Here is a 26291-nt window from a genome sequence, read left to right on the forward strand (position 1 = left end):
TGGCTTTGGGCAGAGGTGGCTGACGAACGGGCCCCGGATCCTGTGCTGGATCCGGGGCCCGGGGTGATTCTTCGATGTGTGTTGAAGCAGGTGAAGGTGCGTAACCGTCGGTTACGCCTGGGTCGCCCCCGCCACCTTCGCCGCGATGTCCGTACGGTGCTGGCCGCCGTCGAGGCGGATTCGGTTGACCGCTTCGTACGCGCGTGCGCGGGCCTGGGTGAGGTCCTTGCCGCTGGCCGTGACGGAGAGCACACGGCCGCCCGCGCTCACGATCGCGTCGCCGTCACGCCTGGTGCCCGCGTGCAGGACGTACGCGTGCGGGGCGTCCTGTGCCGCCACCTCGTCGAGGCCCTCGATGCGGTCGCCGGTGCGCGGGGTGTCCGGGTAGTTGTGCGAGGCGATGACCACGGTGACGGCCGCGTCGTCGCTCCAGCGGAGGGGTTCGAGGTCGGCGAGGGTGCCGTCCGCCGCCGCGAGGAGGATGCCGGAGAGAGGGGTCTTCAGGCGGGCGAGGACGACCTGGGTCTCGGGGTCGCCGAAGCGGGCGTTGAACTCGATGACCCGTACGCCGCGCGAGGTGATCGCGAGACCGGCGTAGAGGAGCCCGGAGAAGGGGGTGCCGCGGCGGCGCATCTCGTCGACGGTCGGCTGCAGGACGGTCTGCATGACCTCCTCGACCAGCTTCGGGTCAGCCCACGGCAGGGGCGAGTACGCGCCCATGCCGCCGGTGTTCGGACCCTCGTCGCCGTCGAGCGCGCGCTTGAAGTCCTGCGCGGGCTGCAGCGGGACGACCGTCACGCCGTCGGTGATCGCGAAGAGGGAGACCTCGGGGCCGTCGAGGAACTCCTCGATGACCACGCGGTCGCAGGCGTTGGCGTGTTCGCGGGCCTTGTCGAGGTCGGCGGTCACGACGACGCCCTTGCCGGCCGCGAGACCGTCGTCCTTCACGACGTACGGGGCTCCGAAGGCGTCGAGCGCCTCCTCGACCTCGTCGGGGTTCGTGCAGACGTACGAGCGGGCCGTGGGTACGCCCGCGCCCGCCATGACGTCCTTGGCGAAGGCCTTGGAGCCCTCCAGCTCGGCAGCCTCCTCGGAGGGGCCGAACACCGGGATGCCCGCCTCGCGCACGGCGTCGGCGACCCCGGCCACGAGGGGGGCCTCCGGGCCGACGACCACCAGCTCGGCGCCGAGCTCCGTGGCCAGCGCGGCCACGGCCTTGCCGTCGAGGGCGTCGACCTGGTGCAGCTCGGCCACCTCGGCGATACCCGCGTTGCCTGGGGCACAGTGCAGCGCGGTGACGTCGGGGTCGAGGGAGAGGGAACGGCACAGGGCGTGTTCGCGGGCACCGCCGCCGATAACTAGGACCTTCACGGGGGTCAGACTAGCCGTCGTGTTTCGGGGGCGGGTCGGCGTGGGCACGCCACCGCTCACTCCTGCTTGTCGCTGCTCGTCACTACTACTGGTCGCCGCTCGCTACTACTGCTGGTTGCCGCTCGACTTGCAGCCCGCTGGTACGACTGGTTGCGGCTCGTCGCTGCCGCTCATTGCTGCTCGTCACTGCCGCTCGTTGCTACTCGTTGCGGCCACTCGTTGCGGCTCGTCACTGCTCGTTCGAGAACTCCTCCACGACCGTCGCTCCCAGCTCTCTCACGATCAGTTCGTGGCCCGAGAGGGCGGACTCGTCGAGGTCCGGATCGTCGTCCTCCGGGATGTCGTCCTCGGGGGAGATGGGGGGCGGCTCCGGCGCGGAGGGGCGGGGAGCGGGCGCGGGACCGGGTGCGGGCGCCGACTGGGACTGGGGTGCCGAGGAGGCGGGCCGGGGAGCCGGAGCCGACGACTGCTGCTGCTGCTGCGGGGCGGGTCGGGGCGCCGCCGGAGCCGGGGCGCCGCCTGCTCCGTAACCCCCGCCGTAACCGGACCCGGGGCCGGGCGCGGGCGGCGGGGCCGAACCGCCGGACGGGTCGACGACCGCCTCGACCTTCCAGTGCACGTTGAACAGCTCGGTCAGCGCCTGCTTCAGCACCTCTTCGCTGCCGCTGCTCGCGAAGTTGTCCCGAGCGCCCGCGTTGACGAAACCGATCTGGAGAGTCGTGCCGTCGAAGCCGGTCACCTGCGCGTTCTGGCTGAGCAGGATCCAGGTGAAGCGGCGGCGGTTCTTCACCGCCTCCAGGATGTTCGGCCACAGCATGCGGGGGTCGGGGCCACCGCTGGGTGGAGCGGAGGCGTACGCGGCCGGGGGGGCGGGGGCTTGAGCCTGGGGCTGGGATTGGGATTGGGGCTGGGGCTGGGCGGCCTGGGCCGCAGTTGGGCCGGGTGCGGCGGCCGGTGGCTGTCCCCCACCCGCGGGGGCGGCGGTCGGCCATCCGCCGGGTCGTCGGCCGCTGCCCGCGGCGGTGGCGGCGGGCCAGGCACCGGGGGCGGCGCCGGCCGCGGGTGCAGAGGGGGGAGCCTGGGCAGGGGGCTGTTCCGAAGCGGGGGCGGCCCCCGGGGAGGCTTGGGCCGAGGTGGGGCCCTGAGCCGGAGCGGGAGTTTGGGCTGGTGCGGGGGCTTGGGGCGCCCCGGGACCCGTAACTCCACCAGGACCCGTTTCTCCACCGGGGCCCCCCGCCCCCCGTACCGCAGCGCGAGCCGCGGCGGGCCCGCCACCGGGCGGGACGGAGGGACCGGAAGGAGCAGGGGAAGCGGAAGGGGCCATGCCGCCCCCCTGCGCACCGGTTGGCATACCGGGGGGCATCCCCGCCGGGGCCCCGGTCGGCATACCGGCATGGGCGTCGGGCCCGGGCACGTACCCCATGGCGGGTGTTCCGGCCGCGGCCGCCCCCGTGAAGTTCACCCCGCGCTCGATGCGGTCGAGCCGGGCCATGAGGGACCGCTCGTCGCCGTACGCGGCGGGCAGGAGCACGCGCGCGCAGATCAGTTCGAGCTGCAGGCGGGGCGAGGTGGCCCCGCGCATCTCCGTCAGCCCTTCGTTGACGAGATCGGCGGCGCGGCTGAGCTCGGCGGCGCCGAACACTGAAGCCTGGGCCGTCATCCGCTCCACTACATCGGTGGGAGCGTCGATGAGCCCCTTCTCCCCGGCATCGGGCACGGCCGCGAGGATGACGAGATCCCGCAACCGCTCCAGCAGGTCGGCGACGAACCGCCGAGGATCGTTTCCGCCCTCGATGATCCGGTCGACGACCTCGAAGGCGGCGGCGCCGTCCCCCGCGGCGAAGGCCTCGACCACGGAGTCGAGCAGCGACCCGTCCGTATAACCGAGCAGTGAGGTGGCCATGGCATACGTCACACCGTCGTCGCCCGCCCCGGCCAGCAGCTGGTCCATGACGGACATGGAGTCACGCACGGAACCGGCGCCGGCACGCACGACCAGCGGAAGCACGCCGTCCTCGACGGGACTGCCCTCGCGTCCGCACACCTCGCTCAGGTACTCCCGCAGTGTTCCGGGCGGCACGAGCCGGAACGGATAGTGGTGCGTACGCGACCGGATGGTCCCGATGACCTTCTCGGGCTCGGTGGTGGCGAAGATGAACTTGAGGTGCTCCGGCGGCTCCTCGACGACCTTCAGCAGCGCGTTGAACCCGGCCGACGTGACCATGTGGGCCTCGTCGATGATGTAGATCTTGTACCGGCTGCTGGCGGGCCCGAAGAATGCCTTCTCGCGCAGGTCACGGGCATCGTCCACGCCACCGTGCGAGGCGGCGTCGATCTCGATGACGTCGATGGAACCCGGCCCGTTCCTCGCGAGGTCCCGGCAGGACTGGCACTCACCGCAGGGCGTGGGTGTGGGCCCCTGCTCGCAGTTCAGACACCGCGCCAGGATCCGCGCACTGGTCGTCTTCCCGCACCCGCGCGGCCCGCTGAACAGGTACGCGTGATTGACCCGGTTGTTCCGCAGCGCCTGCTGCAACGGGTCGGTGACATGCTCCTGCCCGATGACCTCGGCGAACGACTCCGGGCGATAACGGCGGTACAGCGCGAGAGACGACACGCGTACGAGGTTATAGGCGCCCACTGACAACGAGGACCGCCCGCCGGACTTCACCGCTCCGCCCCACCGGCGCCGGGCCGCAACACCGGCTCCACCAGGGCCGCACCCTCGACTCGGGCGGCCCGCAAACGCAAGCGCCCCCCACGCACCCGCCAGAGCCAACCTACCCTTGCTGCCTTCCGGCCCTGGGGGAGTTCAGTCAGATAGCGCCACGTGAGGGGCTGCGCACACAGTACCCGATCTGAGCGGGGGGAACGAGTTCGCGAGCACTCCTCAACGTCTTGTATTGTTTGCCGCGGAGGATTCGCCTAGTGGCCTAGGGCGCACGCTTGGAAAGCGTGTTGGGGGCAACCCCTCACGAGTTCGAATCTCGTATCCTCCGCCAGTGCCTCACCGGGCACTAACGTCGAAGGGCCCCACCGCTTGCGGTGGGGCCCTTCGACGTTGTCGGTCTCTGGAGGGATCGGATGAGCGAACAGCGGAGCGTGGACTTCTGGTTCGATCCCGTCTGCCCCTACACGTGGATCAGTTCGCGGTGGATGGTGGAGGTCGCCAAGGTGCGGCCGGTGAGTGTCCGGTGGCGGGTGATGAGTCTGTCGGTGCTCAACGAGCATCGGGACGACAACCCCGAGGGCGAGTGGGGCGACTACATGTGGGCTCCGGTGCGCGTGTGTGCCGCCGTGGAGGAGCGGTTCGGTCAGCGGGCGCTCGGTGACCTCTTCACTGCGATGGGCACCCGATTTCATCTCCTGGGCGACTGGGGGAACCTCTCGGCGGCCCTTGCCGATGCCGGGCTGCCGGAGGGGATGGCCGAGGTCGCCGGGTCCACCGCGTACGACGAGGCGATCCGGTCCTCGCACGCTCAGGCCGTCGCCCTGGCCGGCGACGACATCGGCACCCCGGTGCTGTCGGTCGCCGGGCCCGGTGGCGAACAGGTCGGCTTCTTCGGGCCAGTCGTCTCCCCCGCGCCCACCGGAGAGACTGCCGGACAGTTGTGGGACGGCTTTCTGCTGATGGCCACCGTTCCGGGCTTCTACGAGGTCAAGCGCACCCGTACCGAAGAGCCCCGGTTCGACATGGACATGGGCGACTGACACGACTCGTCCGGCAGACGGGGCAGTTGCCTGGAGGCCAGGGTGCGGGCTTGTCCCCCTGGCGAGCTACGCGGGAGTGACCACTGCGGGGTGACGATCCTGGGCCGCCTGATCCGTAGCGTCTGAGTCGTCGCCGACGGACTCCGGCCGACCGGCTCGTTCCCAGCCCTTTGTCCTCTCCTCGTCTTCTCCCCGTCTTCCCCATGTCTTTTTTGGAGGTCCCCGTGAACCGCATGCTCAAGACAATCGCCGTGGCCACGACGTTCTGCGCCGTGGCCGGCGCGGGCATCGTCGGCTACGGGGAGGCCACCGCCCCGGCGGCCCAAGCCCAGGTACAGGTGCAGGTGCACTTGGAGACAGCCTCCGCCGCGACCGCGTCGCACGGGCACGGGGACTCGTTCTCCGGGACCAAGAAGATCCGTGTCGGCGGCTACTCGGTCAACGTCTCGTGTTCCGGCCGCTCGGTGGCCCGTAAGCCGGTGGTCGTTCTGATGGCCGGAGGGGGCGACGGGCTGGACACGATGGGCGGCCTGCAGAAGAGCTTGAGCAAGAAGGCCCGGGTCTGTTCCTACGACCGGCTCGGCGAGGGCGAGAGCGATCAGCCGGACGGCACCCAGACCATCGACGACAGCTCCAGGATCCTTACGGGCGTGCTGGACCGGGTCGCCGGTGACCGCCCGGTCGTGCTGGCCGGCCACTCGCTGGGCGGGCTGATCGCCGCCCGGTACGCCCCCGACCACCGGGACAGGGTCAAGGGCCTGGTCCTGATGGACGCCACGATCCCGGCCCTGACGGCGGGTATCTCGAAGGCGATCCCCGCGTCGGCCACCGGCATGGCGGCCGAACTGCGTGACCAGACCATCGCGGTGAACGAGGGCCAGAACCCGGAGAAGTTCATCATCGCCGACGCCGAGGTCCGCTCCGCGGGGAACATCCCGGTGCAGATCATCAGGCACGAGTCCCAGTACGCCGAGGTCCCCGACTACGGGCCCGCCCTGGAAGAGATGTGGGCCGAAGGCCAGGACCAGTGGCGCGCGCTCTCCGGCCGCAGCAGGATCAGCGTCGCCGCCGGGAGCGGCCATTACGTCCACGTCGACCGCCCCGACCTCGCCGTCAAGGCCATCCAGCGGGTCACCGCACAGGCCACGGCCCACTCCCACTCGTAGTCGTCAGTAGTCGTTAGTAGCCATCAGTAATCGTCAAAGGAAGGGCCCCACCGTTCGCGGTGGGGCCCTTCGTCGTACGAGTACGTCGTCCTGGGGCGGGGCGCCCGCCCTGTCGTGGCGGTTGGGGGTTGGCGGTTACTTCGGGTCGCGGTTGAAGGACGCCTTCGACCAGACGTAGCCCAGTACGGTCAGCGCCAGGGACCAGGCGATGGCGAGCCAGCCGTTGTGGCCGATCTCGGTGCCGAGCAGCAGACCCCGCAGGGTCTCGATGGCCGGCGTGAAGGGCTGGTACTCCGCGATCGGCTGGAACCAGCCCGGCATCGCGTCGACCGGGACGAAGGCGCTGGAGATGAACGGCAGGAAGATCAGCGGCATCGCGTTGTTGCTCGCCGCCTCGGGGTTCGGGCTGATCAGGCCCATGCCGACCGCGATCCAGGTGAGCGCCAGGGCGAAGAGCACGAGCAGCCCGAAAGCCGCCAGCCACTCCAGGACCGTGGCATCCGTGGACCGGAAGCCGATGGCCACCGCGACGGCGCCCACGAGGAGCACGCTCATCACGCACTGCAGCACGCTGCCGACGACGTGCCCGATCAGCACCGACGGGCGGTGGATCGCCATCGTGCGGAAGCGGGCGATGATGCCCTCGGACATATCCATGGAGACGGATACCGCGGTGCCGATCGTGGTGCCGCCGATGGTCATCAGCAGCAGCCCCGGCACGAGATACGCGATGTACGCCGAGCGGTCCGGACTGCCGCTGCCTCCGATGCCCGCGCTCATCACGTCGCCGAAGATGTAGACGAAGAGCAGCAGCAGTACGACCGGCGTGAGCAGCAGGTTCAGGGTGAGGGACGGGTAGCGCCGCACGTGCAGCAGATTCCGCCGCAGCATCGTGGACGAGTCGCGTACGGCGAGGGCGAGGGAACTCATCGGACATCCTCCTTGGGCTGAGCGGGCTGGACTGGCTGAGTGGGCTGAGCGGGGCGGCCGGGCTGGGCGGGCACCTTGGCGCTGCCGGTCAGGGCGAAGAACACGTCGTCGAGGTCGGGGGTGTGCACGGTGAGTTCGTCGGCCTCGATGCCGGCCGCGTCGAGCCAGTCGAGGATGGAGCGCAACTCGCGCTGGCTGCCGTCGCTGGGGATCTGGAGCGAGAGTGCCTCGTCGTCCCGGCTCGCCTCGTGCAGGGCGAGGGCGGCGGTCTGGTAGGTGTCCGGGTCGTCGAAGCGCAGTCGTACGTGGCCGCCGGGGATGAGGCGTTTGAGCTCCTCGGCGGTGCCCTCGGCGGCGATCTTGCCGTCGTTGAGGACGGCGATGCGGTCGGCGAGCTCGTCCGCTTCCTCCAAGTACTGGGTGGTGAGGAAGACTGTCACTCCGCCGGTGACGAGTTCGCGGATGATCTGCCACATGTTGTGGCGGGAGCGTGGGTCCAGTCCGGTGGTGGGTTCGTCGAGGAAGATGATTCGGGGGTTGCCGACCAGGGTCATGGCGATGTCCAGGCGGCGTTTCATGCCGCCGGAGTAGGTGGAGGCGGGTTTCTTCGCGGCTTCCACCAGGTCGAAGCGTTCCAGGAGTTCGGCGGTGACCTGTCGGCCCTCCTGCTTGGAGAGGTGGTGCAGGTCCGCCATGAGGAGCATGTTCTCCTCGCCGGTGATCAGGCCGTCGACCGCGGAGAACTGGCCGGTGACACCGATCGCGGCCCGCACCCCGTCCGGTGACGTGGTGACGTCGTGGCCCGCGACCTGGGCCTGCCCGCCGTCGGCGGAGATGAGCGTGGAGAGGATCTTCACGGCGGTGGTCTTGCCTGCGCCGTTCGGGCCGAGCAGGGCGAATACGGACCCGGCCGGGATGCGCAGATCGATGCCGTCGAGGACGGTCTTGTCTCCGAACGACTTGCGCAGACCGACTGTGGAGACGGCGGCCGGCGACTGGTGGCCACCACCGGGCCTGGACGTGGGCATGACAGATGAAGACATGGGGCCCTCCCGTTAGAAGGCTGATTGGAAGACTGAAGGGGCTGGGGGATCGGAAGAGATGAGGCTGAAGCGAGGCGAGGCGGGGGCGGGACTCAGAGAGCGAGGCTCGGCGAGACAGAGCAGAGAGCGGGGCCAGGCGGTTCGAGGCGAGGGCGCTCAGGCCTTGGCGCGGAGAACGTCGATGTTTCCCCAGTTGGAGCGTGCGCGGACCTTGACCGTCTCCTCGGTCTGCTCCGGGGCCTCGGACGCGGCGAGCGTGTTGCGTACGTGCCCGCGGTTGGAGCTGACGTCGAGCCAGGCAGCCGTGCCCTCGCGGATACCGACCTCGATGGCGCCGTTGGAGGTCTCCAACTGGACGTTGCCGCGCGCGACTTCGGCGACGCGGAGGGAGCCGTTGGTCGTGGTGCCGACGACCGATGCCTCGGCACGCGCGATGTCGATGGCACCGTTGGCACCGCTCATCCGCAGCTCACCCGTCACGGCGCCGACGATCGTGCTGCCGTGCGAGTTCTTCAGGACGGCCGGGCCGTCGACGATGCCGACACGCAGGTTGCCGGTGCTGGTGGTGATCTCGGCCATGCCCTCGACCCGGTCGACGGTGCTCGAACCGTGCGAGGCCTTCAGCTGCAGCGGGCCGGTGGTGTCGAGGCGGACGTCACCCGCCGAGATCTTCACACGGACCTCGCCGAGCCGGCCCTCGCCGATCATCTGGGTCCCGGCGCCGGTCATGTCGACGTTCGAGCCCGTGGGCAGTTCCACCGACACGTCGACCGTGCCGCTGCGACCGAGGAGATTGGCCTTGGGCGTGGTGACGGTCAGGGTGCCGCCGGCGTAGGAGACCTCGGTCTGGTCGGCCGTCCGTACGTCCAGGTCCTTCTTCGGGTCGCGGGGCCGGACGTCGACGACGGTGTCGAGGCGGTCGCCCGCGGTGAACCGGATGGAACCGGCGTACACGTAGGCGGTGGCCGAGATCGGTTCGGGAGTGTCGAAAGAAGGCATGGCTGTCCCGTCCTCTTGAGTCCTTGGGTCGTCCCCGCTGGTGGGACGTGGTGTGGGTGAAGTGGCGCGGATGAAGTGAGGTCAGTGGAGTGAAGTGGTGCGGGCCCGGGCTAGCGCACCCAGCCCGTGATGCTCTGTCCGATGGTCTGGGTCTTCTCCGTCGTACGCGGCCGGGTGCCGCCGTCGACCGCGGCCGACACGGCGCGTACCAGCCACGCGTTGACCGACAGGCCCTCGCGGGTCGCGGCCTCCTCGGCGCGGGCCTTGAGGTGGGCCGGCATACGCAGGTTGACGCGGGCGGTGCCGCCCTCGTCACCGTCGGCCGGGGCCGCGGCCCTGAGCGGTTCGACGGGCTCGGCCGGCTCCGCGGAGGCGCCGCCGTCGGTGGGCGGCGGTGTCACCACGAAGTCGGGGTCGAGCCCGCGCAGCCGTACGTCGACCGAGCCGGGGGCGAGTTCACGGGTGATCTCGTCCGTCGCGGCGGAGAGCACGTTGAGCATGATCAGCCGGGTCGCCGACTCCAGGGGAGCCGTCAGCCTCTCCGCCAGCTCGCGGGCTTCGTCGCCACCGGCTTCGGCGGCCACCGCGAGTTCGCGGCGGAGGCTGTCGACATACGGGGTGAGGTCCATGACGCCATCATGGCACCACAATGGCGCCACACGCAAGTCGCGAGGCAACATCCCGGGGTTGACGATCAACACAATCAGCCTGACCTGCGAAAACACACTGGCACCCGACTGGGCAATTGTGGCACCAAGAGCGCCCACGCACCTCTAGAGGGTGAGATTGGCACCGCGCGGCACCGAATGGCACCGCCCGGCACCAAACCGTGCCACCCGACGCCATGTGATGCCACCAGCGAGGCGCGTACACAGGCCTCCATCGCGTCGGGATCGAGGTCCGTGTCATGCTCTGCTCTCCATTCCAGTCCCTCGGAAGCCCAGTCCCTCAGAAGCCCTGTCCCTCGGAAGCCCTGTCCCTCGGAAGCCCAGTGCCGACATCGACTACCCGACCGATGACTTCCTGGTTGCCCGGCGCGCCGACGGCTCGTAAGGACCGCTCGTGACCAAGGCTCTTCCCGGCCCGCCGCAGGACGACCTGGCCGCGCAGACGTCACCGACATCCCCACCGACACGAATACCGGCACGGACACCGGTGGAGATACCGGCACGGACAGAGGCCCAGACCCCGGTACAGACGCCCGGGTCCGCGATACCCGGGCCGGTCGCGCTTCCCCCGCGTGACCGGCGCCCCCGCCGAACCGGCCCGGCCGGCCGGTACGACCCGTATCTCCTCGCGGTCGCCCTCTTCGCCGGCTACACGGCTCTCTCCGTCGCCCGCTACCGGCACCTGGCCACCCGTTCCTGGGACCTCGGCATCTTCGAGCAGGCCGTCCGCGCGTACGCGCACCTCCAGGCGCCCGTCGTCGATCTGAAGGGGCCCGGGGCCAATGTCCTGGGCGACCACTTCAGCCCGGTGACCGCGCTCCTCGCCCCCGTCTACCGGGTCTTCCCCACCCCACTCACCCTCCTCGTCGCGCAGGCCGCGCTGTTCGCGCTGTCGGCCGTGCCGGTGACCCGTGCGGCGGCCGGGCTGCTGGGGCGTCCGCGCGGGCTGGCGATCGGCATCGCGTACGGCCTGTCCTGGGGCATCCAGCGTGCCGTCGACTTCGACTTCCACGAGATCTGCTTCGCCGTACCGCTGATCGCCTTCAGCCTGGAGGCGATCCTGGCCCGGCGGTGGCGCGCGGCGCTGCTGTGGGCGTTGCCGCTGGTACTGGTCAAGGAGGACCTCGGGGTGACGGTGGCGGCCATCGCTCTCGTCGTCGCCCTGCGGTGCCGCCGCGACTCCCGGCGCACGATCCTGTACGCCCTCGCCATGGCCGCCCTGGGCATCGCCGCCACCCTGGTCGTACTCGTCGTCGTCATCCCCGCCTTCAACACGACCGGCGGCTACGACTACTGGACCAAGGTCGACGGCGGCTCGACCCTCCTCGACGGCACGGGCACCAAACTCCGCACCCTCGCCTGGCTGCTGGTGCCGACCACCGGGTTGCTGGCGCTGCGCTCCCCGCTCGCCGTCGTCGCGCTGCCCACGCTCGGGTGGCGGTTCCTCTCCTCCGACGACCACTACTGGGGGACCGACTGGCACTACAGCGCGGTCCTGATGCCCGTCGTCACACTCGCCCTCGTCGACGCCCTCGCCGGTGCCCGGTACAGCCCGCGGCCCTGGCTGCGTACGTACGCGCACCATCTGCCCGCGGCCGTCGCCGCGGCCGCGCTCTCGCTCACGACCACGCTCCCGATGTCCGTGCTGGCCGAGCCCGCCGCCTACCGCAAGCCCGCGCGCGTCACCGCGGTCGAGCGCCTCCTTGACCGGATCCCGGACGGCGCGACCGTCGAGGCCGACATCCGCCCCAGCAGCCGCCTCGCCTCACGCTGCCGTGTCCTGTGGGTGGGCGACACCCGCGGAATCACCCCCGAATACATCGCCCTGCAGAACCCCGACGACCGGATCCGCGACATCGAGGCCCGCACGCTCCGGCTCCACCCCGACGCCAGTTACTCGCTCGTCGGCACGACCGAGGGGTACGTCGTCCTCAGACTCGACTCCTGATCGCACCTTCCTCCGACTGCCCTAATTACCCCAATTGCTCCGCCTACTCCGGCTGCTGCGGCTGCTGCGGCTGCTCCGAGGAGCCCAGCACCGCGATCGCGCCCTGGGCCACGGCACACAGGCTCTCGGCGCCCCCGTCGTCCACGGTGGACAGGTCGCAGCGGCAGACGACTCGGGTGCGGCCGGCCCGGACGACCCGCGCCTGGGCCCGCAGCAGTACACCCTCGGCCGGGCGCAGATAGTCGATGGTGAAGCCGGAAGTGATCAGCCGGGAGTGGGTGGCCGCGCCCGCGGCGAAGGTCAGCGCGTTGTCCGCGGCGTAACCGAGCACACCGCCGTGCAGGAAGCCGTACTGCTGGCGCAGGTCGTCGCGGATGTCCAGCTCCAGCGTCACCTCGCCCTCCCCGAAGGACACCAGGCGGGCACCGACCAGGTTGCTGAAGGGCTGCGCCGCCAGCACCTTCTGGGCAGCCGCCAGATCCGGGATGTCACTCACACCGCACCTCGCCTCACTTCACTTCACTTCACTAGTGAAGTGAGAATCCCGCGCATCCGTCGGATCTGTCAAGATCTCCCCATGTCCGAGCCCGGCCCCGACCCCGGGGACACCCCCGACGCGCGCCTCTTCTTCCATCTCCAGCGAGCGGCACACCAGTTGCGTACGACCGCGGACCGGCGCTGTCTGGCCGCCGCCGGGATCACCACGGCGCAGCTCGGCGCACTGTTCGCCGTGCGCGAGCAACCCGGTGTCACCCAGCGGGAGTTGGCCGGCGTTCTGGGACTGCGCGAGTCCGCCGTCACCGCGCTCGTCACCCGGCTCACCACGGCCGGTCTCGTCACCAAGCAGGCCCACCCGCGCGAACACCGGGCCGTGACACTGGAGTTGACGTCCGAGGGGGCCGACGCGCTCCGCGCCGCCCAGCCCGAGATCGACCGCTTCAACGGCGAGATGCGGGCTCTTCTCGGCGAGGACGAGTTCGTACGCACCGCCGCGGCCCTCAGCCGGCTCGCGCACTGGGAGCCCTGACCGGGTGACCGGGGTCAGCGGAGGATCTTCACCCGGCGCGTCTCCGACACCTGGTCGATGTCCGACGTACGGATGGTGACCTTCATCGTCCAGGTGCCCGGGATGGGGAGGTTGAGGGACGAGGTGCCCCAGTAGCCGCCCTTGTTGGTGAGGCCGGCGTCGATGGGGCCGATCTTCTGGGAGGCGAGGGTGAAGGAGAGGCGGATCTCGGGGACCGTGGCGATGCCTCCGTCGGGGCCGATGACGACCGCCTCGACCGTGTTCTCGCCGACGCGGCCCGGTTCCAGGACGATCTGGACCTTGCCCTGGCCGCCCGGGGTGCCGACGTCGAAGGGGATCAGCGTCGTCGACGCGGTCCGCTGACCGGCCGCCGCGGTCTCCTCGGCCGCCGCCGTCTCGATCTCGGCGCGCCCCGGCTGCGTACCGGTGAGAACCGTCGTGACGACCAGCACGACCACACCCACGACGACCTCGGCCAGGACCGAGCGGCGCAGGGCACCGCGACGGGCCGCGGGTGCAGCGGTCGGCCCGGACTCGTTTCCGGGCTCCTCCTCGGAACCGTCGCCGACGGCGGCCGACGGGGGCTCCCCGGCGTCCCGGCCGGAGCTGCCGGCCCCGGCGCCGGAGTCCACACCCCCGCCGGTGCCTCCACCCGCGCGCGCCCCCACCGTCTCCAGCACCGGGACCCGCAACGGCTCCTCCGCGTCCGTCAGCCGGGCCGTCCAGCGGCGCGAGAACCCGGCCGCCGCCAGCAGCAGGACCACCGCGCAGACCTTGGCGACCAGGATCTGGCCGTACGACGTGTCGAACAACGCGTCCCACGAGCCGAGTCCGCGCCAGGACTGGTAGACGCCGGTCAGCACGAGGACGGTGACGGAGGCGAACGCGAGGCGCGAGAAACGGGCCACGGAGACCGCCGAGAGCAGCGCCTCCGAGCGGTGGAGCGTGGTGAGGAGCGCCGCGAGGCCGCCCAGCCAGACCGCCATCGCCAGCAGGTGGAGTACGGAGGAGGTCATCGCCAGAGGGACCTGGATCCCGGCGGACGCGTGCTCGGCGGCGGCCCAGGTGACCGCCAGACCGACGGCGAGAAGCCCGCCGACGGCGAGCACGACCGGCGTCGGCCGCACTTCTTCATTCTCCGGACCCGCCACCTCCGGACCCGTCACCTCCGGACCCGCCACCTCCGGACCAACCGTCTCCGTGCCCGCCGCCTCCCGGCTCTCCGTCTCCGACGCGCCCCGGACGACCGGCACGCCCCGGACGACCGACGCGACCCGGACGAGGAAGACCGCCGCCCCCGCCAGCAGCACGAGCCGGGCCAGCAGCGCCCAGCCCGGCCTGCTGGTCAGGGTGTTCTCGATGAGTTCGGGGTCGAGGAGGGTGGAGGGGCCGGTGCCACGTTCGTACGGGCCGCGTATCAGGAGGAGTGCGGCCGTGGAGGCGACGAGGACCCACCAGCCGGCCCGGACGAGTCCGCGCAGCGGCTCGGCGGAGGGCGGGCGGCAGACCAGGACGAAGGTGACCGCGCCGATGAGCAGGGCGACGGCGGCGTACGCGGCGTAGCGGGCGATGTCGTAGAGGGCGCCCGAGGCGGGGTTCACGGCCGGCTCGGCGGAGACGGACGCCGTGGTCTCGGACGGTTTGCCGATGGAGAAGGTGAAGGCGCCGGAGATGGGGTGGCTGTCCGCCGAGACCACCCGCCAGGCCACGGTGTACGTACCGTCGGCCAGGCCGTCGTCGAGTGGCACCCGGACGGTGTCGGACCGGCCGGACGCGTGCTCGGTGTCGCCCGCGTTCACCCGGCGGTTCTCGGGGCTGAGGACGCGCAGCGAGTCGTCGGTGATGCCGACCGACTCGGTGAAGGTCATGGTGACCTGCTTCGGCGCGGACTTGAGGACGGTTCCCTCGCCGGGACTCGTCTCGCGCACGGCCGAGTGGGCGGACACCGGGCCCGCGCCGCCCAGCAGGAACAGCGTGCCCAGCAGGACGACCAGGGCCGCTGCCCGGCGTGGCGCCGACACCCGTAGTACCCGTAGCACTCGGTGTATGCGGCGCACTCGGCCCACGTCGCCTCTCCCTGCTGCTCGTCCTGCTCGTCCTGCTCGCACTGCACGTCCATGTACGTGTACGTCGGTGGCCGCGGTTGTCTGCCGTTGGCAGCGGCCGCGGCCTAGGTGAGAGTACGGATGTACGCGACACCTTGTTCAACCCGGCCCGCGTTCACCACGTCGGCCGCGCCGACACCCCGCCGTCCACGACCAGGTCGTGCCCGGTGATCCAGGAGGCCATCGGCGAGGCGAGGAACACACAGGCGTCGCCCACGTCCTCGGGACGCCCCAGCCTCCCGGTGGGAACCGCCTGCTGCCAGCGCCGTACGCCGTCGGGCCACGCCTGAGCGAGACCCGCGCGGTCGATCAGCCCCGGCGAGACCGTGTTCACGCGGATTCCGTAGGGACCGTACTCCAGGGCCGCCGAGCGCGCGTGTGCGACGACGGCCGCCTTGGACGCGGAGTAGTGGGCGTGCAGGGGAGCGGGGTGCGTGGCCTCGATGGACGCGATGTGCGTGATGCTGCCCACAGGCCCGCCGGACGAGCCCCGCCGGTCGCTCGGGTCATTCAGGTCGCTCGGATCACTCGGGTCGCTCAGGTCCCTCGGGTCGCCCTGCCCCCTCCCCTCGCGCATCACCTCCACCGCCGCCTGCGTACACGCGAACACGCTCGACACATTGGCGTCGACCACCGCCCGCCAGTCCCCCGCCGTCATCCCGGGCAGTTCCTGGACCGGCTGTACGCCCGCGTTGTTGACCAGGGCCGTCAGTCTGCCGCCGCACCGGTCGGCGGCCTCGCGCACCAGGCGGTGGCACTCGTCCTCGACGGTCAGATCGGCGCGCAGGGCGACCGCGCGTCCGCCCGACTCCTCGATGAGGCCGACGACTTCACGGGCGGCCTCCGCGTTCGTACGGAAGTGGACAGCCACGGCCGCCCCCGCCGCGGCGAACCGCAGCGCGATGCCCCGCCCGATGCCGCCCGACGCCCCGGTGACGAGGGCGACCTGCCCGTCGAGAAGTCCGCGGCGGTGGCCGTCGCGGCGTCCGTCGTCCGGGCCGCTCACGGGCGGCTCAGCGCGGCGATCCGCGCGGCCCGGTCCGGGTAGCGGGCGGTGAGTTCCGCCGCGTCCCCGTGCTCGTACCCCTCGTAGGTGAAACCGGGCGCCATCGTGCACCCGAAGAACGACCAGCCGGTGGCGGCCGCGACCCGCGCGCCCATCCAGGTGCGTGCGGGCACGGTGTACTGGAGGTGCTGGCCGCCGAGGACGTCGGGGCCGAGCAGGACCGTACGGGACGTGCCGTCGGGGGACAGGAGCAGCATCTCCAGCGGATCCCCCAGGTAGAAGTGCCAGGTCTCGTCGGCGGGGAGCCGGTGGAGCGCCGAGAAGTCATCGGGTTCCGCGGTCAGGAGGACCACTATCGCGGACCCCTCGGGGCGGCCGTCGGGCCGCTCGGGACCCGCCCAGGTACGGGCGAAGAGACCGCCCTCCTTGGGGATGGGCTCCAGTTGGTAGTGGGCGACAAGGGCTTCGGGAGTGATGTCATGGACCACCTACCGACCATGCCCCAAAGGGAGTTGCCGAAGCGCCAACCGCCTCCCGACGCGCGGAACACCGAGTGCTGCCGCTGAGCGGTCCTCGCCCGCCGCGCCCCTAATATCCCGCGGCTTCCCTTGTCAGGAACGCCAGTTGGGCCTTCTTCGCCGGCAGGTGCACCTCCGGCAGGTCGATCTCCGGGAGCACGACCGGTGAACCGAGTACGAAGCCCTGGCGGGTCAGACGGGTGATCGCCTTCTCGTTACGGATGTCGGGTTCGACCACGACCCGGCGCCGGCCGAGGACGCCCAGCACATACACCGTGAACGCGGTCAGCAGCGCCGAGCTGTACCCCGGCCGCTCGTCGCCCTCGCCGACGGGCGCGATCAGCAGATGGACGCCGATGTCGCCGGGCTCCACCTCGTAGCACTCACTGACCCGGTCGGCCTCCGGCTCGTACGTCTGGAAGAGCGCGGCCGGTCTGCCGTCCAGGACGGCCAGAAAGGCGTGGTGGGTGTCGAGGGAGTCGAGATGCCGGTACGTCTCCAGCACCTGCTCCCTGCCGAAGCCGCCCATGCCCCAGAAGCGGGCGCGTTCGGCCGTCACCCAGGTGTGCAGCACGTCCAGGTCGGCGTCCGGGTCCACACGCAGCACGCGGACCGTGCCGAGGCCGTCGACGACCTGCTCGTGGACGGCCTCCCGGCTCTCGGCGTACGGCTCGGATGTCATCGTCGTGTCCTCCATGAGCTTGGTCCAGTCGGTCACGACGGGGACGAGATCTCCCCTGACCCACAAGGGGAGTTGATCGCGGTGGTGCGGTGAGTCCGGGACTCCCGAGGCCCCGAACGGCACCACCCAGAGGCTGTTCTCGCGCCGGGCCACATCCCACACATAGCGGGCGGCGGGACCCCGCGCGGCCCGGTCGGTGAGCCCCGGCACGGCGGAGGTGCACAGCACGCAGTCGTGGTCGCCGGAGAGCCCGGGTTCCGTCCCGTCGTACGAGGGGTCCGGCAGCGCCCGCCAGGGAGCGAGGCGGTGGGTGTCGCCCCAGGTGCCTTGCGGCAGGTCCGCGGCCACCTCCTCCACGGCCGCCCTGACGGTCCCGGCACGGTCGATCCCGTACAACTCCTCGGCCCTGAGCAGGCTTTCGAGGGCGAAGGCGACACGGGGGACGAGTGCGAGCCAGGGGCGGAAGACCTCGGGGTACAGCGGGGGTTCGGTGAGGCGGGCCAGGGCGGGGTGGGCCGCGAGGCGGCGTACGACCGCGCCCCGGACCGCCGCGTAGACGGCCGCCTCCGTGCTGTCGGCTGCCATGTGACGGTCCCAGTGGAGGAGCCGGTCGCGCAGGGAGGCGGCCCCGGGGGTGAGGTCGTCGAGGGCGGCGAGGTGGTCCAACAGCGGGGTGGCGGAGGCGAGATGGGTGTCCGTGTGGAGGGCGGCCATGTCGCCGGCGGACCAGTCCCGCCGGGTGTCGAGGAGTGCGCGCAGCCGGGTGGCCCGGTGGGGCGGGGCGAACTCGACGCCGAGCGGGGTCGCCGGGCCGCGCTGGTTCGCCATCACCGCGATGCCGTCGTCGACCGTGCCGCGCGGCATGGGGGCGTACCAGCCCTGCCACTCGTGCCCGGGCTCCCAGGCGTTGACGATCCTCGTGCGGTTGTCCTCGCTCCGGACCGGGACCCTGCCCGCGACCCGGTGCAGGAGGCCGCCCTCGGTGTCGGCGGCCTGGACGACGTTGACGGGTTCGGCCCAGTCGTCGAACGCGCGGTCCACGTCGGCGACCCGGCGGGCGCGGAGGAGGGGGAGGAGCGAGGAGAAGCCGAGGTCCTCGCTGACTCGGGGCGGGTGGCGGAGGCTTAGGGGACCGACGGGGTCGGCGGGTTCGCCGTGGCCGTCGCCTCCGGCATCTCCGCTGAAGATGTCGCTGTTGATGAAGTCGCCGTTGATGACGACCGGGCCGCGGTCGGTCTCGATCACCTCGACCTGGACGGGGTCGCCCTCGGCCACCTCGATGATCTCGGTGTGCCGGGAGGCGGGGTGCCACACCCCGTCCGGGCCGAGGGCCTCCACCCGATCGCCGTCTCCAACACCGGCTCCGAGGCCGTCTCCGTCTCCGGTCCGCCGGAGCCGCTCCCGGTACAGGTCCTGGTAGTCGGCCATCGCGTTGGTGATCGCCCAGGCGACCGTGCCCGTGTGGCCGAAGTGGGCGATGCCCGGGACGCCCGGCACGGCGAGGCCGATGACGTCGAACTCCGGGCAGGACAGGCGGATCTGCTGGTAGACGCCGGGGGCCTCGATATAGCGGTGGGGGTCGCCCGCGACGACCGGCCCGCCGGTGGCGGTGCGCTCACCGGTGACGAGCCAGCCGTTGCTGCCGGAGGTGCCGGGCCCGTCGGTGGCGAAGAGGTCGACCGCGTCCGGACCGAGATGGCGTACGACCTCCTCGCGCCACAGCTTGGCCGGGAAGCCGGCGAAGAGGACGTGCGTGGCGAGCCAGACGCCGAGCGGGGTCCAGGGTTCCCAGCGGCCGGGGGCGAGACCGACGGTCGTGAACTCGGGGGCGCGGCGGGCGCCTTCGGGCAGGCCCTGGTTGACCCCGTCGACGTACGCCCGGACCCAGGCGGCCGTCTCGGGGTCCCGTCTTTCCAGTGCGGTGAAGCAGCGTCTCGCCGTGTCGTCGAGCCGGGCCTGTCTCGCGAAGCGGTCCCAGCCGAGCGCGTCCGGGCCGAGGAACGCGGCCGAGGTGCCGCGCGCCCGGTGCCGTTCGACCTCCAGCTGCCAGGCGCGGTCGTGGGCGGTGGCCAGCCCCTGGGCGTGGGCGAGTTCACGCGCGTCGCCCGCGCGCAGATGTGGGACACCCCAGGCATCGCGGTAGATCTCGACAGTCACCCTGTGTCTCCCATGTGGTTTAGGTTAGGCTCACCTAAGTAAGGTGCGCCGGAATCGTACGTGAAGGGTGAAGAAGTCATGGGGCAGGGTCACGGCTGGGAGGGCGCGGTCCTCAAACTGTTCCGGGGCAAGGACTTCGTGTTCACGGTCACGGGAGCGGAGGACGTCACCGAGCACTACCGCCGGGTGCGCCTCACCGACGGCGGCATGCTCGCGGCGACCGGGGTGCACCCGACGATGTGGGTGCGGCTCTGGTTCGACAACGCGGGCAAGCCCCACCAGCGCGCGTACACACTCGTGGATCCCGATCCGGCCGCGGGGACCTTCAGCCTGGAGTTCGCGCTGCACGAGGGGTGCGCGAGCGACTGGGCGCGGGCCGCGAAGCCGGGGGACACGATCGAGGCCACGGTCCAGGGCACGGGGTTCACGGATCCGGACCCGGCCCCGTCCCACGTGCTGGCGATCGGGGACACGGCCTCCCTCCCCGCGCTCAACTCCCTTCTCGGGGCGGTGGGTTCGGCGCCCACGACGATCTGGTTCGAGTCGGCGGAGGGCCTGGACGGTCTGCCCCTCCAGGCGGATCCCGACCGCCACGACGTCCGTACGGTCCCGCGGCTCGACAAGGGCGCGCATCTGGTGGCCCAGGTGAAGGAGGCCGTGCCGGACCTTCTGAAGGACGCGGCCGACCCGTACGTCTGGATCGCCTGCGACACGGCGACGACGCGGGCGCTGGCCGCCTACTTCCGCAAGGAGCTGGCGCTGCCGAAACAGCGGGTGAACGCGCTGGGGTACTGGCGCGCGGCCTGAGCGGCCGCTCGGCACCCCCTTGCGATGACGCGCGGCCCGAGCGCTCACTTGCGATGATCGGAGCATGGACGCCACGCTTCATCTAGCCCAGCAGCCCGAGGCCGACGAACTGCTCGGCCGCAGCCCGCTCGCCGCGCTCGTCGGCATGCTCCTCGACCAGCAGGTTCCGATGGAGTGGGCCTTCGCGGGCCCGTACACGATCGCGCAGCGCCTGGGCGCGGACGATCTCGACGCGCACGAGATCGCGGCGCACGACCCCGAGGCCTTCGCGGCACTGCTGTCCGAGAAGCCGGCCGTGCACCGCTATCCGGGCTCGATGGCGAAGCGGATCCAGCAGCTGTGCCAGTACCTCGTGGAGCACTACGAGGGGGACGCGGCGAAGGTCTGGGAGGGCGTGAAGACCGGCGAGGAACTCCTCCGCCGTCTCAAGGAACTGCCCGGCTTCGGCGCACAGAAGGCGCAGATCTTCCTCGCCCTGCTGGGCAAACAGCTCGGCGTACGCCCGAAGGGCTGGCGCGAGGCGGCCGGTGCGTACGGCGAGGACAAGTCCTTCCGCTCTGTCGCCGACATCACGGGGCCGGAGTCGCTCGTGAAGGTACGGGCGCACAAGCAGGAGATGAAGGCGGCGGCGAAGGCGGAGAAGGCCTCCGGCAAGTGAGGGCTTCCGGCGCGGCCTGCGCCCGTAGTGCGTAGAACGCGTAGAAGGGGACTGCGGGGGAGGGGACCGCGGGGAGGGGTCAGTCGGTCGGCCGTCCCGGGTGGCGGGGTGCCGGACGGCGGTCCGAGCATGGAGCATGGCCGAGGTACCGAGCGGAGCGCCCTGGGGGTCGGACGACGACCGGCGGGTCCACGCGGCCCGCGCCCCGCACCGGCCGGAGAGACCCGGAGGGCCCGGTGGACCCGGGGGGCTCGGCGGACCCGGAGCGCTCGGTGGCTCCGGCGGACCCGGAGGGTTCGGTCGCCCCGGAGGACCTGAGAATCCGCTCTTCCTCCTCACGCGCACCGCCTGGCAGGCCGTACTGGCCGCCGGGATCGCGACGCTGGCGCTCGGCGTCATGATCCTGGTGTGGCCCGAGGCGACGCTGTTCGCGGCGGGGGTGCTCTTCGGGCTCTACCTGCTCTTCAGCGGCGTACTCCAACTGGTCTCCGCCTTCGGTACACACGCGGCGACCTCTCTGCGGGTCATGGCCTTCATCAGCGGCGCCCTGTCGATCCTGCTCGGCCTGTTCTGCTTCCGCGGGGCGATGCAGTCGATCCTGTTGCTCGCACTGTGGATCGGCATCGGCTGGCTGTTCCGGGGCGTGACGCAGACCCTGGCCGCGGTGTCCGACCCGTCCGTCCCCGCCCGCGGCTGGCAGATCCTCCTCGGCGTCCTCAGCTTCCTCGCCGGTGTAGTCCTGATCGTCTCCCCCTTCGAGTCGGTTGCCGTCCTCACGGTGGTCGGCGGCTGCTGGCTCCTCGCGCTCGGCCTCACGGAGATCATCACGGCGGTTCAGCTGCGCAGACGGTTCGCTGCGCGGCCGTTTTGAGGGGCTGGGATCTTGGGGTTTCGGGGGATCGTGCCGGCCGGTGGGGGCTGGTCGCGCAGTTCCCCGCGCCCCTAAGAGCGGGGCTGCACCCCTGGCTTTTGTCTTTCAGGGGCGCGGGGAACTGCGCGAGCAACCACGACGGGCCCGCAGCCGACGACCCACCCCCGAACCCCACCCACCCGCACCCGAACAGTTCAGCCCGCCGCAGGCAACCGCGTACGCCAAGAGGGCGGTTCTCGGGACGCGGCCGATGAACCACCCACCCGTCCCGGGGACATGACCACTGATGACCCCCGACCGGTTCGCCCCGCGGCGCGAGCGCCGGAACCGTCGGCCCACCTGGCCACGGTTCCTCATGGCGCTCGCCGCGCTGCTGTGCGCGACCTGCACGGTGAGTGCCGTGGGCGCCCACACCGGACCCCGCACCGCACCACCGCCCGCCGTCTCCACCGAGTCCGGCCTGGAACACCCCCACGACCTCCTCGACACAGCCCTGCGCCCACCGGCCCGCCAGAGCCACCGCCGCCACGTTCGCCGGCGCCCCGCACGACCCCCGGTCCCGGCGCACCCGCGCCCGAGGCCACGCGCCCACCCCGTATCCCCGTACGCCCCCACCCCGCGCGCCCAGCGCTGCATGGTCCTCCGCTGCTGACGGTCCCGCTCCGGACCGCTCCCCCTCCCCCCAGCAGCACGAGAGGACCCCCATGTCGAAGGACCCGTACGCGATCCTGCGTGCCCTCGTACGCGCCGAATCCCTCCGCAACGCCCCGAAGCCGGCGCCGATGCCGACGCGTGACACCCACCAGGTCACCCCGGAACCCGCTCCGGAGCAGCAGTCCCCGCGGAAGGACCACGAACGCGACTGAGCTAACCGCCCGGGGAGGCGGAGGCGGACGTACCGCCTCCACCTCCCCGGCCCTCGGCACCGGCTACCGCCTGCGCCGAGCCGTTCCGAAGATCGACCGGGTGATCTCGCGCCCGATCTGCGTACCCAGACTGCGGGCCAGCGACTTGAACACACCACTGCCGACCACCTGCTCGACGACGGAGGAGTCCTGATCGTCACCCTTCCGCCCACGGCCCCGAGACGGAGCAGGAGTCGAGGGGGCCGAGGAAGCCGAGGAGGCCGTGGCCGCCTCATCCCGCGCGGTCAGCTTCTCGTACGCCGACTCCCGGTCGACCGCCTCCGCGTAACGCCCGTACAGCGGCGACGCCCGGACCGCCCGGTCGAGGGCGGCCGGATCGACGGGACCCATCAGGGACTCCGGCGCCCGCAGCCGTGTCGCCGCGACCGGCGTCGGCGCACCCTTCTCGCTGAGGACGGTGACCACGGCCTCGCCGGTCCCGAGCGCGGTGAGGACCTCCTCCAGGTCGTACGGGGAGTTGGGGAAGGTCTTCACCGTGGCCTTGAGTGCCTTCTGGTCGTCGGGTGTGAAGGCGCGCAGCGCGTGCTGCACCCGGTTGCCGAGCTGGGCGAGGACATCCCCGGGCACGTCCTTGGGCGTCTGTGTGACGAAGAAGACGCCGACCCCTTTCGAGCGAATCAGCCTGACGGTCTGGGTGATGGCGTCCAGGAACGCCTTCGACGCGTCGTTGAAGAGCAGGTGCGCCTCGTCGAAGAAGAAGACGAGCTTGGGCTTGTCCACGTCACCGACCTCCGGCAGGTCGTGGAAGAGGTCGGCGAGCAGCCACATCAGGAACGTGGAGAAGAGCTGCGGCTTGTCCTGCACGGCGGGCAGCTCCAGAACGGAGACCGTGCCCCGCCCGTCCCCCGCCACGCGCGACAGCTCACTCGTGTCGAACTCCGGCTCCCCGAAGAACGGACTCATCCCCTGCGCCTCGAACGCCGTCAGCGAGCGCAGGATCACCCCGGCCGTGGCCGTGGAGAGCCCGCCGATGCCCTTGAGCTCGGTCTTCCCCTCGTCGGAGGTCAGGAAGGTCACCACGGCCCGCAGATCCTTCAGGTCGACCAGCTCCAGGCCCTTCTGGTCGGCGTAGTGGAAGATCAGGCCGAGCGACTGCTCCTGGGTCTGGTTGAGCTGGAGCACCTTGGCCAGCAGGACCGGCCCGAAGCTGGTGATCGTCGCGCGTACGGGGATGCCGTGGCCCATGCCCCCGAGGGCGTAGAACTCGCACGGGAACCCGGCCGGCGTCCACTCCTGGCGGACCTCCCCGGCCCGCGCCCGCACCTTGTCGTTCTCCTGCCCCGGCGCCGAGATCCCGGAGACGTCACCCTTCACATCGGCGAGGAACACCGGCACGCCCTGCGCGGACAGCTGCTCCGCGACGAGCTGCAGGGTCTTCGTCTTGCCGGTACCGGTGGCCCCGGCGACCAGCCCGTGCCGGTTGAGCATCAGCAGCGGGATCCGGATCTGTACGTCCGGCAGGCACCGCCCGTCCCAGAGCAGGGCGCCCAGATCGAGCGCGGGGCCCGTGAAGGCGTACCCGGAGGCGATTTCGAGGACCGGTTGCGGAAGCGCGGGAGCACCGCTCACGCCTTCGGGTGCCTTTGCCGGCGGCGCTTCACTGTCAGTCATTTCAGACCCCTGTTCCCGGTTTGCCCAAGGCTGTCCTCGGCCCGCATCCGAACCGATCTTGAAAGGGTGATCTAGGAGAATTACCGGTTTGCCCCGATTTACGGCGTCATTTCCAGCGTCGCACTCCGCCACCATGGCTGCGCCCGGAAGCTCTTGACCGGTAGGCTTTCCGTGTGATCTTCAAGCGCATCGGAAACGGCCGGCCGTACCCCGACCACGGCCGGGAAAGCACCCGGCAGTGGGCGGACGTCGCGCCACGCCCGGTCCGCCTCGACCAACTGGTGACGACCAAGGGCCAGCTCGACCTGGAAACCCTGCTCGCCGAGGACTCCACGTTCTACGGCGACCTCTTCGCGCACGTCGTGAAGTGGCAGGGCGACCTCTACCTCGAAGACGGCCTCCACCGAGCCGTCCGAGCCGCCCTCCAACAACGCCAGGTCCTCCACGCCCGAGTCCTGGAACTGGACTGAGCGGACCCTATGGGCCCGGTCCAGCCCAGCGCCCTTGCTTTTAGGGGCGCGGGGAACTGCGCGACCAGCCACGGACGGCCCGCGGCCGACGCGCGACACAACCCCCCACCCCCAGGGGCGCGGGGAACTGCGCGACCAGCCCCCACCGGCCCGCAGCCAAAAGACGCCCCCCCCCCCGCCCCCCGCGGAGCGAATTGGCCCTTTCGGGTTGGACTGACCCCCGGTCAATGATCATCTAGTAGGCATCACCGCCAACGCGCACTACGCTGCGCCCATGAGCATGCTGACTCCCCCTGGCATGGGCGGCCAGTACAAGATCACGGGGGACAAGTACCCGCGGATGCGCAGAAACCGAGGGCGCCGCAGAATCGCGCTCGCGGTAGTCGCCTCCGTCGCCGCGCTCGGACTGATCGGCTGGGGAACGCTGCAGCTCATCGACGTCTTCACAGGCGGCGGCGACGAGGCGTCCGCGGCAGGTCCGGCCGCCGACTGCACGGCATCCCCCTCGCCCTCCCCGAGCCCGGTCAAAGCCCTCCCCAAGCCCGGCCAGATCACCGTGAACGTCCTCAACGCCACCCCCCGCGGCGGCCTCGCCAAGGACACCGCCGACGAGCTGAAGAAACGCGGCTTCAAGATCGGCGACGTCGGCAACGCGACGAAGACGTACGACAAGAAGGTCAAGGGCGCCGGGATAGTCCTCGGTGCCAAGGCGGCCTCCGACGCCGCGCTCCCCGTCCTCGCGACACAGCTCACCGGTGCCGAGCTGAAGACCGACACCCGCGCGAAGCCCGCGGAGGTCGACCTGATCCTCGGCACGGCCTTCAAGTCCCTGACGAAGAAAGAGGACGCCGACAAGGCCCTGACCACGTTGGCCAAGCCCGCACCGACGCCCTCGGCGACGAAGAAGAGCTGCTAGCGGGTCCCCGTACGGGTCCGTGCTCCGAACAAGCGCGGACCCGACCCTGCCCCTGGCGCGCTACTCGGCCGCGCCGTACATCCGGTCCCCCGCGTCCCCCAGGCCCGGGACGATGTAGCCGTGCTCGTTCAGGCGCTCGTCGACCGACGCGGTCACGACCGTGACGGGCGAGCCGGCCAGCTCGCGCTCCATGACCTCGACGCCCTCGGGGGCGGCGAGGAGGACCACGGCCGTCACATCGTCGGCGCCGCGCTTCATGAGCTCCTGGATCGCCGCGACGAGCGTGCCGCCGGTGGCGAGCATCGGGTCGAGGACGTACACCTGGCGGCCGGAGAGGTCCTCCGGCATCCGGGTCGCGTACGTGGACGCCTGGAGCGTCTCCTCGTCACGGATCATGCCCAGGAAGCCCACCTCGGCGGTCGGCAGCAGCCGCACCATGCCGTCGAGCATGCCGAGGCCGGCCCGCAGGATCGGTACGACGAGGGGGCGCGGGTGGGACAGCTTGACGCCCGTGGTCGGGGACACCGGGGTCACGATGTCGACCTGCTCGGTGCGCACGTCCCGGGTGGCCTCGTAGGCGAGCAGGGTGACCAGCTCGTCGGCGAGCCGCCGGAAGGTCGGGGAATCGGTGCGACGGTCGCGCAGCGTGGTGAGCTTGTGAGCGACCAGAGGGTGGTCGACGACGTGGAGACGCATGCCCA

24 protein-coding genes, 1 tRNA gene and 1 other RNA gene are annotated in these 26291 nt (G+C 71.2%); 12 read left to right on the forward strand and 14 right to left on the reverse strand.

The genetic code is table 11. From position 1 onward, the window contains the following. Positions 1 to 111: 111 nt before the first annotated feature. The 3 genes from purD to ffs all read right to left on the reverse strand — a co-directional run bounded on the left by purD (position 112) and on the right by ffs (position 4214). Positions 112 to 1371 (reverse strand): phosphoribosylamine--glycine ligase, encoded by a 1260-nt coding sequence (gene purD, locus JEQ17_RS22290; protein ID WP_200396864.1) that lies wholly within the window; start codon positions 1369 to 1371, stop codon positions 112 to 114. Between the two features lie 229 nt (positions 1372 to 1600). After that, positions 1601 to 3988 carry a DNA polymerase III subunit gamma and tau gene (locus JEQ17_RS22295; RefSeq protein ID WP_200396865.1) on the reverse strand — a complete coding sequence of 796 codons (2388 nt, stop codon included), beginning with the start codon at positions 3986 to 3988 and terminating at the stop codon, positions 1601 to 1603. A gap of 127 nt (positions 3989 to 4115) precedes the next feature. Beyond that, positions 4116 to 4214: signal recognition particle sRNA small type (ffs, locus tag JEQ17_RS22300), an RNA gene on the reverse strand. A 71-nt stretch (positions 4215 to 4285) separates the two neighbouring features. Here ffs and JEQ17_RS22305 point away from each other — a divergent pair. The 3 genes from JEQ17_RS22305 (at position 4286) to JEQ17_RS22315 (ending at position 6248) form a co-directional block, all read left to right on the forward strand. After that, a tRNA-Ser gene (locus JEQ17_RS22305) sits at positions 4286 to 4373 on the forward strand. A gap of 82 nt (positions 4374 to 4455) precedes the next feature. Then, the gene (locus JEQ17_RS22310; protein ID WP_200396866.1) at positions 4456 to 5082 is read left to right on the forward strand and encodes a mycothiol-dependent nitroreductase Rv2466c family protein; all 627 of its coding nucleotides are present in this window, start codon (positions 4456 to 4458) and stop codon (positions 5080 to 5082) included. A gap of 233 nt (positions 5083 to 5315) precedes the next feature. Next, on the forward strand, positions 5316 to 6248 hold the full coding sequence (locus tag JEQ17_RS22315; protein WP_200396867.1) for an alpha/beta fold hydrolase: 933 nt from the start codon (positions 5316 to 5318) through the stop codon (positions 6246 to 6248). Positions 6249 to 6383: 135 nt separating this feature from the next. Here JEQ17_RS22315 and JEQ17_RS22320 read toward each other — a convergent pair whose 3' ends face one another. From JEQ17_RS22320 to JEQ17_RS22335, 4 genes are all read right to left on the reverse strand, one after another. Continuing rightward, the gene (locus JEQ17_RS22320; RefSeq protein ID WP_200396868.1) at positions 6384 to 7178 is read right to left on the reverse strand and encodes an ABC transporter permease; all 795 of its coding nucleotides are present in this window, start codon (positions 7176 to 7178) and stop codon (positions 6384 to 6386) included. Further along, positions 7175 to 8206 carry an ATP-binding cassette domain-containing protein gene (locus JEQ17_RS22325; protein WP_200401649.1) on the reverse strand — a complete coding sequence of 344 codons (1032 nt, stop codon included), beginning with the start codon at positions 8204 to 8206 and terminating at the stop codon, positions 7175 to 7177. The genes JEQ17_RS22320 and JEQ17_RS22325 overlap by 4 nt, the downstream gene beginning before the upstream one ends. Positions 8207 to 8377: 171 nt before the next feature. Then, positions 8378 to 9220, reverse strand: coding sequence for a DUF4097 family beta strand repeat-containing protein (locus JEQ17_RS22330; protein ID WP_200396869.1), 843 nt, complete (start codon positions 9218 to 9220; stop codon positions 8378 to 8380). 110 nt (positions 9221 to 9330) lie between these two features. Continuing rightward, positions 9331 to 9849: a toxin-antitoxin system HicB family antitoxin gene (locus JEQ17_RS22335; protein WP_200396870.1), complete on the reverse strand. Its 519-nt coding sequence runs from the start codon at positions 9847 to 9849 to the stop codon at positions 9331 to 9333. 526 nt (positions 9850 to 10375) lie between these two features. Here JEQ17_RS22335 and JEQ17_RS22340 point away from each other — a divergent pair. After that, on the forward strand, positions 10376 to 11836 hold the full coding sequence (locus JEQ17_RS22340; RefSeq protein WP_407700157.1) for a DUF2079 domain-containing protein: 1461 nt from the start codon (positions 10376 to 10378) through the stop codon (positions 11834 to 11836). Positions 11837 to 11879: 43 nt separating this feature from the next. Here JEQ17_RS22340 and JEQ17_RS22345 read toward each other — a convergent pair whose 3' ends face one another. After that, positions 11880 to 12332 carry a PaaI family thioesterase gene (locus JEQ17_RS22345; protein WP_200396871.1) on the reverse strand — a complete coding sequence of 151 codons (453 nt, stop codon included), beginning with the start codon at positions 12330 to 12332 and terminating at the stop codon, positions 11880 to 11882. An 81-nt stretch (positions 12333 to 12413) separates the two neighbouring features. Between JEQ17_RS22345 and JEQ17_RS22350 the strand changes: the two genes are divergently transcribed. Next, on the forward strand, positions 12414 to 12863 hold the full coding sequence (locus tag JEQ17_RS22350) for a MarR family winged helix-turn-helix transcriptional regulator (RefSeq protein WP_200396872.1): 450 nt from the start codon (positions 12414 to 12416) through the stop codon (positions 12861 to 12863). A 14-nt stretch (positions 12864 to 12877) separates the two neighbouring features. Here JEQ17_RS22350 and JEQ17_RS22355 read toward each other — a convergent pair whose 3' ends face one another. The 4 genes from JEQ17_RS22355 to JEQ17_RS22370 form a co-directional block, all read right to left on the reverse strand. Then, positions 12878 to 14884: a copper resistance CopC/CopD family protein gene (locus JEQ17_RS22355; RefSeq protein WP_234048317.1), complete on the reverse strand. Its 2007-nt coding sequence runs from the start codon at positions 14882 to 14884 to the stop codon at positions 12878 to 12880. Between the two features lie 199 nt (positions 14885 to 15083). Then, on the reverse strand, positions 15084 to 15974 hold the full coding sequence (locus tag JEQ17_RS22360; protein ID WP_200396874.1) for an SDR family NAD(P)-dependent oxidoreductase: 891 nt from the start codon (positions 15972 to 15974) through the stop codon (positions 15084 to 15086). Beyond that, the gene (locus JEQ17_RS22365; protein ID WP_200401651.1) at positions 15971 to 16450 is read right to left on the reverse strand and encodes a cupin domain-containing protein; all 480 of its coding nucleotides are present in this window, start codon (positions 16448 to 16450) and stop codon (positions 15971 to 15973) included. The genes JEQ17_RS22360 and JEQ17_RS22365 overlap by 4 nt, the downstream gene beginning before the upstream one ends. A gap of 112 nt (positions 16451 to 16562) precedes the next feature. Beyond that, positions 16563 to 19331, reverse strand: coding sequence for a GNAT family N-acetyltransferase (locus tag JEQ17_RS22370; protein ID WP_200396875.1), 2769 nt, complete (start codon positions 19329 to 19331; stop codon positions 16563 to 16565). A gap of 78 nt (positions 19332 to 19409) precedes the next feature. Here JEQ17_RS22370 and JEQ17_RS22375 point away from each other — a divergent pair, with 78 nt between their 5' ends. From JEQ17_RS22375 to JEQ17_RS22395, 5 genes are all read left to right on the forward strand, one after another. Continuing rightward, positions 19410 to 20138: a siderophore-interacting protein gene (locus JEQ17_RS22375; RefSeq protein WP_189841628.1), complete on the forward strand. Its 729-nt coding sequence runs from the start codon at positions 19410 to 19412 to the stop codon at positions 20136 to 20138. 64 nt (positions 20139 to 20202) lie between these two features. Beyond that, on the forward strand, positions 20203 to 20796 hold the full coding sequence (locus JEQ17_RS22380; protein WP_200396876.1) for an HhH-GPD-type base excision DNA repair protein: 594 nt from the start codon (positions 20203 to 20205) through the stop codon (positions 20794 to 20796). Between the two features lie 136 nt (positions 20797 to 20932). Further along, a complete protein-coding gene (locus JEQ17_RS22385; RefSeq protein ID WP_200396877.1) occupies positions 20933 to 21667 on the forward strand; it encodes an HdeD family acid-resistance protein in 735 nt (244 codons plus the stop codon). A 286-nt stretch (positions 21668 to 21953) separates the two neighbouring features. Continuing rightward, on the forward strand, positions 21954 to 22319 hold the full coding sequence (locus JEQ17_RS50515; protein WP_200396878.1) for a hypothetical protein: 366 nt from the start codon (positions 21954 to 21956) through the stop codon (positions 22317 to 22319). 52 nt (positions 22320 to 22371) lie between these two features. Further along, entirely contained in the window at positions 22372 to 22533 is a 162-nt protein-coding gene (locus JEQ17_RS22395) for a hypothetical protein (RefSeq protein ID WP_200396879.1), read from the forward strand. 63 nt (positions 22534 to 22596) lie between these two features. On the opposite strand, the gene JEQ17_RS22400 is transcribed toward JEQ17_RS22395, so the two are convergent. Then, positions 22597 to 24204: a helicase HerA-like domain-containing protein gene (locus JEQ17_RS22400; RefSeq protein WP_200396880.1), complete on the reverse strand. Its 1608-nt coding sequence runs from the start codon at positions 24202 to 24204 to the stop codon at positions 22597 to 22599. Positions 24205 to 24377: 173 nt separating this feature from the next. Here JEQ17_RS22400 and JEQ17_RS22405 point away from each other — a divergent pair, with 173 nt between their 5' ends. After that, the gene (locus tag JEQ17_RS22405) at positions 24378 to 24674 is read left to right on the forward strand and encodes a type II toxin-antitoxin system VapB family antitoxin (protein ID WP_003999914.1); all 297 of its coding nucleotides are present in this window, start codon (positions 24378 to 24380) and stop codon (positions 24672 to 24674) included. 298 nt (positions 24675 to 24972) lie between these two features. Beyond that, complete coding sequence (locus JEQ17_RS22410) at positions 24973 to 25590, forward strand: LytR C-terminal domain-containing protein (protein ID WP_200401652.1); 618 nt, start codon at positions 24973 to 24975, stop codon at positions 25588 to 25590. 60 nt (positions 25591 to 25650) lie between these two features. Here the strand turns inward: JEQ17_RS22410 and upp are convergent, their stop codons facing one another. Continuing rightward, entirely contained in the window at positions 25651 to 26286 is a 636-nt protein-coding gene (upp, locus tag JEQ17_RS22415) for a uracil phosphoribosyltransferase (RefSeq protein WP_200396881.1), read from the reverse strand. Between the last annotated feature and the right edge of the window lie 5 nt (positions 26287 to 26291).

Origin of the sequence: Streptomyces liliifuscus (genome assembly GCF_016598615.1) — a bacterium.
In the GTDB taxonomy this organism is placed as follows: Bacteria; Actinomycetota; Actinomycetes; order Streptomycetales; family Streptomycetaceae; genus Streptomyces; species Streptomyces liliifuscus.

Coding starts and splice junctions, on each gene's coding strand:
- JEQ17_RS22310 (WP_200396866.1), top strand. CDS start 4,456: ATGAGCGAACAGCGGAGCGTGGACTTCTGGTTCGATCCCGTCTGCCCC.
- JEQ17_RS22315 (WP_200396867.1), top strand. CDS start 5,316: ATGCTCAAGACAATCGCCGTGGCCACGACGTTCTGCGCCGTGGCCGGC.
- JEQ17_RS22320 (WP_200396868.1), bottom strand. CDS start 7,178: ATGAGTTCCCTCGCCCTCGCCGTACGCGACTCGTCCACGATGCTGCGG.
- JEQ17_RS22325 (WP_200401649.1), bottom strand. CDS start 8,206: ATGCCCACGTCCAGGCCCGGTGGTGGCCACCAGTCGCCGGCCGCCGTC.
- JEQ17_RS22330 (WP_200396869.1), bottom strand. CDS start 9,220: ATGCCTTCTTTCGACACTCCCGAACCGATCTCGGCCACCGCCTACGTG.
- JEQ17_RS22335 (WP_200396870.1), bottom strand. CDS start 9,849: ATGGACCTCACCCCGTATGTCGACAGCCTCCGCCGCGAACTCGCGGTG.
- JEQ17_RS22350 (WP_200396872.1), top strand. CDS start 12,414: ATGTCCGAGCCCGGCCCCGACCCCGGGGACACCCCCGACGCGCGCCTC.
- JEQ17_RS22375 (WP_189841628.1), top strand. CDS start 19,410: ATGGGGCAGGGTCACGGCTGGGAGGGCGCGGTCCTCAAACTGTTCCGG.
- JEQ17_RS22380 (WP_200396876.1), top strand. CDS start 20,203: ATGGACGCCACGCTTCATCTAGCCCAGCAGCCCGAGGCCGACGAACTG.
- JEQ17_RS22385 (WP_200396877.1), top strand. CDS start 20,933: ATGGCCGAGGTACCGAGCGGAGCGCCCTGGGGGTCGGACGACGACCGG.
- JEQ17_RS50515 (WP_200396878.1), top strand. CDS start 21,954: ATGACCCCCGACCGGTTCGCCCCGCGGCGCGAGCGCCGGAACCGTCGG.
- JEQ17_RS22395 (WP_200396879.1), top strand. CDS start 22,372: ATGTCGAAGGACCCGTACGCGATCCTGCGTGCCCTCGTACGCGCCGAA.
- JEQ17_RS22400 (WP_200396880.1), bottom strand. CDS start 24,204: ATGACTGACAGTGAAGCGCCGCCGGCAAAGGCACCCGAAGGCGTGAGC.
- JEQ17_RS22410 (WP_200401652.1), top strand. CDS start 24,973: ATGGGCGGCCAGTACAAGATCACGGGGGACAAGTACCCGCGGATGCGC.
- upp (WP_200396881.1), bottom strand. CDS start 26,286: ATGCGTCTCCACGTCGTCGACCACCCTCTGGTCGCTCACAAGCTCACC.